The sequence below is a fragment of the Streptomyces sp. NPDC001204 genome (assembly GCF_053598035.1).
This window is the reverse complement of the sequence record NZ_JBSFJL010000068.1, coordinates 1-8,443: the sequence shown is the minus strand read 5'-3', so window position 1 is coordinate 8,443 and position 8,443 is coordinate 1. Positions and strand designations below refer to the sequence as shown.

The 8,443-nt window shown below is 72.4% G+C and carries 17 protein-coding genes; 1 reads left to right on the top strand and 16 read right to left on the bottom strand.

Annotation, left to right across the window (positions count from 1 at the left end; all coding sequences use genetic code 11):
* Positions 1-149 precede the first annotated feature (149 nt).
* The 9 genes from ACWC91_RS41050 to ACWC91_RS41010 all read right to left on the bottom strand — a co-directional run bounded on the left by ACWC91_RS41050 (position 150) and on the right by ACWC91_RS41010 (position 5,307).
* On the bottom strand, positions 150-350 hold the full coding sequence (locus tag ACWC91_RS41050; protein WP_450726352.1) for a hypothetical protein: 201 nt from the start codon (positions 348-350) through the stop codon (positions 150-152).
* Between the two features lie 27 nt (positions 351-377).
* Entirely contained in the window at positions 378-587 is a 210-nt protein-coding gene (locus ACWC91_RS41045) for a hypothetical protein (protein WP_450726350.1), read from the bottom strand.
* A gap of 208 nt (positions 588-795) precedes the next feature.
* Positions 796-2,925 (bottom strand): FtsK/SpoIIIE domain-containing protein, encoded by a 2,130-nt coding sequence (locus ACWC91_RS41040; protein ID WP_450726348.1) that lies wholly within the window; start codon positions 2,923-2,925, stop codon positions 796-798.
* Positions 2,926-3,011: 86 nt separating this feature from the next.
* A complete protein-coding gene (locus ACWC91_RS41035; RefSeq protein WP_450726346.1) occupies positions 3,012-3,347 on the bottom strand; it encodes a hypothetical protein in 336 nt (111 codons plus the stop codon).
* A gap of 2 nt (positions 3,348-3,349) precedes the next feature.
* Positions 3,350-3,673 (bottom strand): hypothetical protein, encoded by a 324-nt coding sequence (locus ACWC91_RS41030; protein ID WP_450726344.1) that lies wholly within the window; start codon positions 3,671-3,673, stop codon positions 3,350-3,352.
* Positions 3,670-3,846: a hypothetical protein gene (locus ACWC91_RS41025; protein WP_450726342.1), complete on the bottom strand. Its 177-nt coding sequence runs from the start codon at positions 3,844-3,846 to the stop codon at positions 3,670-3,672. Before ACWC91_RS41025 ends, ACWC91_RS41030 begins: the two co-directional genes overlap by 4 nt.
* Complete coding sequence (locus ACWC91_RS41020) at positions 3,843-4,706, bottom strand: hypothetical protein (protein ID WP_450726340.1); 864 nt, start codon at positions 4,704-4,706, stop codon at positions 3,843-3,845. The genes ACWC91_RS41025 and ACWC91_RS41020 overlap by 4 nt, the downstream gene beginning before the upstream one ends.
* Positions 4,703-4,849, bottom strand: coding sequence for a hypothetical protein (locus tag ACWC91_RS41015; protein WP_450726338.1), 147 nt, complete (start codon positions 4,847-4,849; stop codon positions 4,703-4,705). The genes ACWC91_RS41020 and ACWC91_RS41015 overlap by 4 nt, the downstream gene beginning before the upstream one ends.
* Positions 4,846-5,307: a hypothetical protein gene (locus ACWC91_RS41010; protein ID WP_450726336.1), complete on the bottom strand. Its 462-nt coding sequence runs from the start codon at positions 5,305-5,307 to the stop codon at positions 4,846-4,848. Before ACWC91_RS41010 ends, ACWC91_RS41015 begins: the two co-directional genes overlap by 4 nt.
* A gap of 160 nt (positions 5,308-5,467) precedes the next feature.
* On the opposite strand from ACWC91_RS41010, the gene ACWC91_RS41005 reads away from it, so the two are divergent.
* Entirely contained in the window at positions 5,468-5,647 is a 180-nt protein-coding gene (locus ACWC91_RS41005; protein ID WP_450726334.1) for a hypothetical protein, read from the top strand.
* Here the strand turns inward: ACWC91_RS41005 and ACWC91_RS41000 are convergent.
* The 7 genes from ACWC91_RS41000 to ACWC91_RS40970 are packed head-to-tail and all read right to left on the bottom strand — an operon-like array spanning position 5,598 to position 8,109.
* Positions 5,598-6,269 (bottom strand): hypothetical protein, encoded by a 672-nt coding sequence (locus tag ACWC91_RS41000; protein ID WP_450726332.1) that lies wholly within the window; start codon positions 6,267-6,269, stop codon positions 5,598-5,600. The two genes, ACWC91_RS41005 and ACWC91_RS41000, sit on opposite strands and share 50 nt — an antisense overlap.
* Positions 6,266-6,532 (bottom strand): DUF6011 domain-containing protein, encoded by a 267-nt coding sequence (locus tag ACWC91_RS40995; RefSeq protein WP_450726330.1) that lies wholly within the window; start codon positions 6,530-6,532, stop codon positions 6,266-6,268. The genes ACWC91_RS41000 and ACWC91_RS40995 overlap by 4 nt, the downstream gene beginning before the upstream one ends.
* A gap of 38 nt (positions 6,533-6,570) precedes the next feature.
* Positions 6,571-6,744 (bottom strand): hypothetical protein, encoded by a 174-nt coding sequence (locus ACWC91_RS40990; RefSeq protein WP_450726328.1) that lies wholly within the window; start codon positions 6,742-6,744, stop codon positions 6,571-6,573.
* Positions 6,741-7,184, bottom strand: a complete 444-nt coding sequence (locus ACWC91_RS40985) for a hypothetical protein (RefSeq protein ID WP_450726326.1) — start codon at positions 7,182-7,184, stop codon at positions 6,741-6,743. Before ACWC91_RS40985 ends, ACWC91_RS40990 begins: the two co-directional genes overlap by 4 nt.
* Positions 7,181-7,492, bottom strand: coding sequence for a zinc finger domain-containing protein (locus tag ACWC91_RS40980; RefSeq protein WP_450726324.1), 312 nt, complete (start codon positions 7,490-7,492; stop codon positions 7,181-7,183). Before ACWC91_RS40980 ends, ACWC91_RS40985 begins: the two co-directional genes overlap by 4 nt.
* 3 nt (positions 7,493-7,495) lie before the next feature.
* Positions 7,496-7,675: a hypothetical protein gene (locus ACWC91_RS40975; protein WP_450726322.1), complete on the bottom strand. Its 180-nt coding sequence runs from the start codon at positions 7,673-7,675 to the stop codon at positions 7,496-7,498.
* The gene (locus ACWC91_RS40970; protein ID WP_450726320.1) at positions 7,672-8,109 is read right to left on the bottom strand and encodes a hypothetical protein; all 438 of its coding nucleotides are present in this window, start codon (positions 8,107-8,109) and stop codon (positions 7,672-7,674) included. Before ACWC91_RS40970 ends, ACWC91_RS40975 begins: the two co-directional genes overlap by 4 nt.
* Between the last annotated feature and the right edge of the window lie 334 nt (positions 8,110-8,443).

Here is an 8,443-nt window from a genome sequence, read left to right as displayed (position 1 = left end):
GGAGCCTCCCCGGCTCCTTCGCCGGGCGGCGGAGTGTGCACGACGAAGCCCCGGGGGCTCGGGGCTCCCGGGGCTTCGTGTGCGTCTGTTGGTGCCCGTGTGCGGGCATGGTTGTACACGCAGATCGTGACACTGCGTTGACCTGCGGGTCAAGCGATGTTGGGTGTGGCGCGTTGGGCGACGAGTTCGGCGACGTCGGTGGCGGCGTACCAGGGCTGTCGGGGGCTGCCGCCGCTGCGGGTGAGCTGGCCGCGCTGGACGAGCTTGCGGACGGCTGGCAGGCCGATGCCGAGGACGCGGGCGGCCTGGTGGGCGGTGAGGTGGCCAGGCCGGATCATCTGCGACTCCATGGCCTTATGGTGCGGCACGGCGGCCGGTCAGTGCGTCCAGTCTTCGGGGCCGCCGCCGCGCCACTCGATCCAGTCCGCGCGCACCACGGTCATCTCGTCGGCGTCCTGGAGGCCGGCGGTCTGGAGGAACGCGGCGACGTCGCGCACGGAGTAGGCGAGGCCGAGGATCGTCCCGTCGGCGCGCACGCGTCGGCCACCTTGCTCGTCGGGCGGGTAGACGATCACGGGTACGGGCATGAGGCCAGCCTCGCCCGCGAGGCGCCGGTGCGCATCCCGGCGGTGTCGGCTGCCAGGCATGCCCACGAGCCCGTTTCCGGGCCCGTTCGTGCCTCGCGCGGCGGGGCCCGAAACTCGAAACTCCCCAGGTGGGGGCCGATATCGGGGGCGAAACCGGTTTCGGATCAAGGTGAAACCACGGGCATGATCCGAAACCGGTTCAGCGGCCCTACTCGCCGTCTTCGGGGGCGGGCAGATCGGCGTACCGAAGGCCCTTGGCGCCGCCGCAGCACTCGCGGATGGTGAGCTGCCGGGTGGACACCTTGAACGGCTTCAGGGCCGCGCTCAGCGCCGTGGATGCCCCGGCTGCGTCCATGTCGGTCCACGGGCGGTACAGGTCGGACCGGTACGCGGCGAGGGCCTCGACGAGCCGGTGGGAGTGGACCGTCTCGACTCCGTCCGGCCAGATGGCGCGCAGGTGGTCGAGGACGGTCTCCACGTCCTGCTCCTCGACCCGGGCGCCGACCGCCTGTCCGGTGAGGGTGCCGGCGGCCGTGCGGAGCGCGAGGGCGCGCTTGCCGATGTCGTCGGCCTCGGTCTGCTTGATGAACGCGGCCCGGACGGTGAAGCCTTCGCGGCCGCGGGCGAGGATGCCGGTGCCCTGCTCGTCGATGCTGATGTCGGTGGCGCGGAGCCCGCGGTCGTAGGCGCCGGTGCCGAGCACGTTGTTGTTGGCGCGCCAGTCCATGACGGCGAGGCATAGGCGGGTACCGACGCTGCTGGACACGGAGGACGGCAGGGACGGTGCGTCGGGGTTCTGGGTGAGCAGGATGAGGATGATCCCGTAGGCGCGGCCCTTCTTGATGAGGCGGGTGGCCAGCGCGGCGGCCTCGTCCTTGTACTCGGCGTGCGTGAACAGCTCCTGCACCTCGTCGATGACGATGACGCGGGGCCCGAGCTGCTGCTCCGGGTAGCGCTCGGCGAGCTTGCGGGTGACGCGGCGGCCGTCGGGGACCTCGGAGGCGGGAAGGCCCTTGATGAACTTGGCGCGCCGCTGGTACTCGGCGAGGCCGGAGCGCATGCCGGCGAGGGCGGCCTCAAGGTCCGGGTCGTCGTCGCCGGACACGTAGCGGTGGCAGACGGGCTTGACCGCGTCGAGGTCGCCGGAGCCCTTGAGTTCGTAGATCCACAGCTCGGCGGTGGGGTCAAGGGCGACGCCGAGGACGATGGCGAGCGCGCAGGACGTCTTGCCCGAGCCGGGGATGCCTCCGACCAGCAGGTTCGAGTACATGAGGGTGATCTCGATGAGGTTGCCGCGCGGGTCGAAGCCGTAGGGCAGCGGCTCGTACACGTCGGCGGTGCCCTGCTTCATGAGCGGCCACAGCTTGCGGCCGGCCTTCGCCGGGTCGCGCTGGGCGACCCACAGGACCAGGCGGCCGGGGTGCGCGGTGCGGTCGACGGATGGCCACACGGTGCTGATGGGGCGGCGCATGGCCGCGGCGAGCGCGGCGCGCTTCTCCAGGACGGCGGTGGCCTCGACACCGGGCGGGAGGTCGACCTCGGCGCGCCAGCCCGGACCGTCGCGCATGACCTCGGAGGCGAACTCGGCGCCCTTCTTGCCCTTCTTGCCCTCGATGCCGATGGCGGCGAGAGCGTCGAGGACCTCGGTGGAGTCGAGGCGGCGCAGGATGTTGGTGGCCACGTAGCGGGTGACCAGCGGCTTCCCGTCGCTCTTCTTGCCGTTCAGGCCGACGAGGGTGGCGGCGGCGAGTGTCGCGGTGAGGGTCCAGCCGGGCGCCAGGAAGCAGCCGACGAGGGAGGTGATGCCGGTCGTGGTGGCGACGGCGATGGAGGCGACGCGGCGCGGGCGGACGCGGCGGGAGTGCTCACGGGACAGCGTGAGCCAGGCGTCGATGTCGGCGTTCGCGGCGGCGCGGGCCTCGACGGGGCGGGCCTCGGTGTCGGCGACCCAGCGACCCCAGCGCAGGACCATGCGCGCGAGGCCGCGGGGTGCGCGGGTGAGCAGGCGCAGGGCGTAGACGGGCAGGCGGATGGCGTGGAAGGCGGTGACGTGGCCGTAGTAGGACGCGGTCCAGCGGGCGGCGTTGACGAACTCGGCGGCGTTGCGCAGGAAGGTCGGGACGACGGGCGGGGCGTCGGCGAGGTACGCCTGCCGTTCGGCGACCCACGTGCCGGCGGCGGCCTGCTCGGCGGGCGGGTCGACGGGACGCAGGACGGCGTCCTGGACGACGTCGATGACCGTCTCGGTCAGGGTGTCTCGGGCGTCCTCGGTGAAGCGGTACGCGTCCTGCGCGTCCTGGGGGGCGTCCTTGTGGAGCTGGATCACGTTCTCGGTCATGCTGTTCGGGTCCTGCCTCTCGGTGAGGTGTGGGACGCCCGGGGACGGCGGCTGCTTGGCGGTAGGACGCCGTCCCCGGGGCGCAGCTATCGGAGTCGGCGCAGCTCGCGTTCGAGGCGGCGGCCGGCCTGCTCGTGGTCGTTCATGAGTCGTCGGGCGTCTGCCCGTTCCTTGCCGCTGCTGGTGCGCATGGTGACCTTGGCGCTCGCGGCGGCCCGGCGGCTCTCGGTGAGGCGGCGCTCCAGCTCGGCGACCTCGGCGCGTCCTCGCTCCTCGGCACGCTCGTCAATGCGCTCGACCTCGCGCTTCAGCCGGTCGTCGATGGTGTCCTGGTTGCGGTCCCCTGCGAGGGACTGCTTCGCGGCCTTTGCGACGAGCCAGATCTTCCGGCGTCGTTCGGCGGGGGTGTACGAGGCGGTCATGGTCAACGGCCCTTCTGGTAGTCGCGGTACATCGAGCGCAGGACGAGCAGGCAGACGGTGAGGGCGACGACGGCGAGGGCGAGCACGGCCGCGAGGATCGCGAACCCGAAGACGACGAAGGCGATGGCGACGGTGACGATCGTGAGGGCCAGGACGCCGAGGCATCCGCCCGCGATGTACGCGCCCCACGGGTGGGCCTTGATCGGCTGGAGCGGGCGTGCGGCCTGCTGCTCCAGCGGGGCGGGACCGTACTGGACGGGCGGGGCGTACATCGGATTGCCCGCGAGGTCGTAGCCGATCTGCTGTCGGAAGACGGGCTCGTTCATCGGAGCCACCTCCGGACGCGGCGGACGAGGTGGGGCCAGGCGACGACGCCGGCGGCGAACGCGAGGACGGGGGGCTGCGAGGCGACCGCGGTGGCGCCGAACAGGACGATGCCGAAGAGCGGCGGCCAGATGACGAGGAGCGCCAGGACGATGCCGAACAGGATGCGCATCATGCGGTCGCCTCCTGCCGCTGGAGCATGGTCTCCGGGTGGAACAGGTTGCGTCCCCGTGCGTCCTTGGAGTGGACGGTGAGGCGTCCCGAGGCGACCCAGGAGCGGACCGTGGAAGGGTCGATGCCGTACCGCTGGGCGACCTGCGCGGACGTCATGAGGGGCGGTTCGGGGTCCGGTCCGTCCTCGGCGTCCTGACCCGTCCCGGGCTCCAGTTCCCGCGTCCTGTCGGCGTCCTGCGCGTCCTGGCGTTCGAGGGTCACTGTCGGTACGGGGCGGGCGACGAGGGGCAGTGGGCGGACGCCGGGCGGGACCACCTCGACGGTGGGCGGGACGGCGAGGACGGTCGGGGACGCGGGCGCGTCCTCGGCGGCCAGGGCGTCCTGGTGTGCGTCCGGCGGGCTGGCCGCGAGGTGCAGCAGGTGACCGACGACGGCGGGCGGGACGAGGCTGGTGACCGCGATCAGGGCGGGCTGGTCGGCGATGACGTGCCCGGTGGTGATGAGGTGCGACACGACCTGGGCGGCCATGGCGAGGCCGAGGGCGAGGCACGCCCCGATGATCGCGGACCAGCGTCCCCGGTCACCGGTGCGGCGGGTGGAGGCGACAGCGGCGGCGATGCCCGCGTAGGCGGACAGCACGATCGGCATACCGAACGTGAACGGGTCCTCCCATCCGGCGGTCTCGGCGAGGTGGTACTCACCGGGCGCGCACATGAGGAGGGCGACGCCGAGGACGACGGGGCGTCCGCCGGCGGTGAGGCCGCGGACCCAGAACGGGGCGGCCGTGCGGGCGCCGGTGGGCGGGGCGGTCCGCCGGAAGGGGCGGACCAGCCACGCGCGGGCGCGGCGGATGCGGCTCACTTGCCCTCACCCCGCGCCGCGTTGGGGTCCTGCGTGGGGAAGGGGTTGGCGGCGAGGTGCTTGGTGAGGGCGCGGCCCTGGGCGGCGTAGAGGGGGTGGCGGAGCAGGGCGCAGGCCTTGCAGGTGCGGGCGGTGTGCTTCATCGGGCACCGCCGGCGGCCTTGAAGACGCGGAGGGCGGCGCCAGCGGGGGCGTCGGGCAGAGCGTAGGTGCGGCCTCCGTCGAGGGAGGCGAGGAGGATGCCCGCGTGGTACTCGCAGCCGTCCGCGCCGTGGTTGTCCTTGTCGAGGACGGTGACGGCGACCGGGCCTCGGCAGGGGGTCGGGTCGGTGGGGAAGGTGGCGGGGCAGCGGCGGCCGGACGGTTCGGCGGCGAGCAGCTGGCCGGGCGTGGTCCGGCGGTGCGCGGCTCTGGCGTAGTCCTGGGCGCAGAGCTGGTGCAGCTCGGCGATGCGGGCGGTCTTGGTGATGGTGCCGGTGACGCCGGCCTGTGTGGCGCGGAGGGTGAGTACGCGGCCGGGCAGGCGGCGGATGAATCCGGCGGCGATGAGGCGCCGGGGCGGGGTGCTGCCGTGGTGGGCAGCAGGCATGGGAAGATCCATGTCAGCCGTGCTCCTTGCTTGCTCAAGGGGTTCGGTCAGGCCCTGCCTTGGTGGTGACACACCTCGGTAGGGCCGTCTAGTTTCTGCTGGTCTAGGTGGCTAGCCACCACTCTACGCACACCCGTAGACGGGTGGCAATACACCATGCGAGGATTCGTCCATGCCCTCCGTGCACAAGAACCCCGCGAAGACATTCCGCCCGGACCCCGACCTGTACGAGCGGGCCAAGGACGCGGTCGCCGAGGTGCATTCGGACATGAACGGGCACCTGGTCGCGTTCCTCCGGTGGCTCACGCACGAGACGGATGAGCTTCCCCGGCGGCCGGCCCGGCCGGAGTAGGCGCGGGCGCCTTCGGCTGGTAGTGCAGGAGCAGCAGGAGATCCTGCTCGGTCCGGTAGCCGGTGCTGCACCTGCGGCAGGAGAGACGCGACTGCCCGGCCACGTGCATGATCTCCGCCCCGCACACGGTGCCCTCGTCATCGACGACAGCGATGCACCGGCCGATCTCCTTCGGCCGTGGGGGCGGGTCGCCGACGACGTTGCGGGCCTGGTTCTCCAGGGTGCGCACCTCGCGTGCCAGCTCGCCGACCGCCCCGTAGTGGGTGACGATCCAGTCCAGTTCCATGCCGAGCCATCGGGCGTCGGCCTCCAGCTGGGCGGGCGGGGGCGGCGCGTGGTGCGGCCACCGCTCGCGCTGGACGTCGACTCGCCACAGGTGCACCACCTCGGCCGCGCGGTTCCAGGTGACGGTGTCGAGCACGTCTTCGTCGAGCGGGGACTGGGGACCGGCCGCCCCGCGGGTGGCGACGATCTCCCCCCAGCCGGAGCGGCGGGGCACCAGGCACTCGCCGACCTCCGCGTACAGGGTGGGCAGGTCGGCGAGCCGCTTGGCGAGGGACCGGGTGTCCCACTCGCAGAGGTGGCGGCCGGTGGTGGGCGCGTCGCAGAGGCCGCAGTTCACAGGTAGCTCCCGGTCAGGGGTACGTCTCGGATCTTGTAGCTGCCGAACTCGTCGGCCTGGTCGTCGTCCTCGTCGTCGTCCCAGAGTTCGAGGGCGACGGGACCGGGGGCCGCGGGCGGCGGTGTCGCGCGTGGGTGGTTCGGCGGGTACTGGAGGCGGCGGCGGGGGCGAGGCGCCAGGAGGCCGACCAGGCGCCTGCGGCAGCGCGGTCCGAGGCGGAGCCGCTTCGACTCCTCGTCGGACAGGAGACGGCCGCACGCCATGCACGGGATGGCCTCGCTGGTCGCAGCGTCCCCGCCCGTCACGCTGCTGCCTCGGTACGCTGCGGCCGCTTCTCGTCGGGCCGACCGACCGCGTTGGCGAGGTCGGCCCAGTGCCGGTCCTGCTCCTGCGTTGTCCACAGGCTGTGCGCACCGCCGGGACGCTCGGGCCGGACGGGTACTTCCTCGAGGAGCAGGCGCTCAAGGGCGTTCATGCTTCACCACCCGGCGCCTTGTGGATCGCGAACCGTCCGTCGGGCTGGCGGATGAGCCAGTCCCCGAAGTGCGCGACGACGCGGCTGTTGCCGGTACCGACTCGGAGACCGACGACGGTGAGCTTGCCGTCGACTTCCTGCCAGTAGCCCTTGGCGTAGACACCGAGCCGGTCGACGTCGTGGTCGACGCTGCTGATGGTGCGGCGGGTGACGTGCCAGGTGCGTGCGCCAGCGGCCTCGGCCTCGACCAGAGGGCGGCAGTGTCCGCACTCGCCGCGGACGTCGGTGAGCTCACCGCGCGCGTCGACGTCGCGGCCGTCGACATCGCCGAGGAGGTGACCGCACCCGTTGCAAGCGCGCTTGAGCCTGACGATGCGGGTGACGGATTGACCGTCGTCTCCATGGGTGATCACGTCAGGCGTATCGGTGCGGGCGTTCATGCGAGGGTCACCTTCGCTTCCTGGATGCGGCGGTCGTGGGCGTCGGCCAGCGGCCGGCCGTTGTCGTGGCACGGCGTGCCCTGCAGCACGACGCACTCGGGGCAGGGGGCGACGGTCACCGCCCAGAGGCTGATGCGTGAGGGGTGCGGCTTCGGCAGCACGCGGCCGTTGACGCGGACGATGCACGACTGGTGGGCGCGGGCCCCGCAGTTCTCGTGCGGGCAGGGGACGGACCGGGCGGGGTGGGCGCGGGCGCGGAAGCCGTGGCGCAATGTCGCGGGCATCGGGGCGCCCTGATGCTTCGTCATGGGTCACGCCTCCCTGCCGAGGTGAAGCAGGGCGGCGAGGCCACGGACGGCGCCGGCCACGCCGACGACCAGCACGGCCAGGGCCGCGGTGAAGATGGCGGCGCCGACCAGGATCCAGATGCCGAGGGCGTCGAGCATGGTGCCAGCGGTGTCGATCGCGTCGAAGACCAGGAGCGTGGTCATCGGCTCGGCTTGTCGTCGAGGGCGGTCCGGGACAGGCCCACCGCGGTGGCGAGCAGCTGGGCGACCGACGACACGTAGTCGTCGTCGCTGGAGGCCAGCGCGGCCCGGAACAAGGCGACCGTCTGGGGCCTGTCGTCGTTCGCGTAGGCGACGAGGAACCGGCTGGCGAACACCCCGGCCGGGTCGGCCTTGCTCTGGTCCAGGATCTGCATGGCCCACATGTCGCCGCGGCTGGGGTCCGGAGACCGGTCCCCGTAGATCTTCTTGAGCGCAGCCGTGCCCACTTCTGCGAAGGCGCAGCAGGCGCCGTAGACGTCGGCCTGGTCACCCTCCTGCCCGATCGTCAGCATGGCCACGGTGGCGTGGTGCGAGTCGCCCTCCATGGCGGCACCGATGGTGCGCATCGTCAGTTCGTAGAGCCGTTGCTGGTTCATGCCGTGTGCCTCTCGGTCGTGGCGAGGTAGTCGGCGCAGCCAGCGCAGAGGCCGGCCGCTCCGTAGGGCAGGGGGATCCCGCAGTCGGGGTCGGTGCAGCGGGCGAGGGGTTCGGTGCGGACGGCGGCGAGGGGCGCGCCCGGCCTGCCTGCCTCACCCGTCGATGACTCGTCTTTCACGGCCTCGCCCGCGCGCTTCTGCAGCTGAGGTGAACGGCCAGCCATGTTGTGGTCGGGGAGGGGGTCCCTACCGGAGGTAGGGATGTACTGGTAGACCCCCGCTACGGACGCTGTCCGGACCGCGTCCACGGACGCTTTCCGGGGGCGTCCATGGA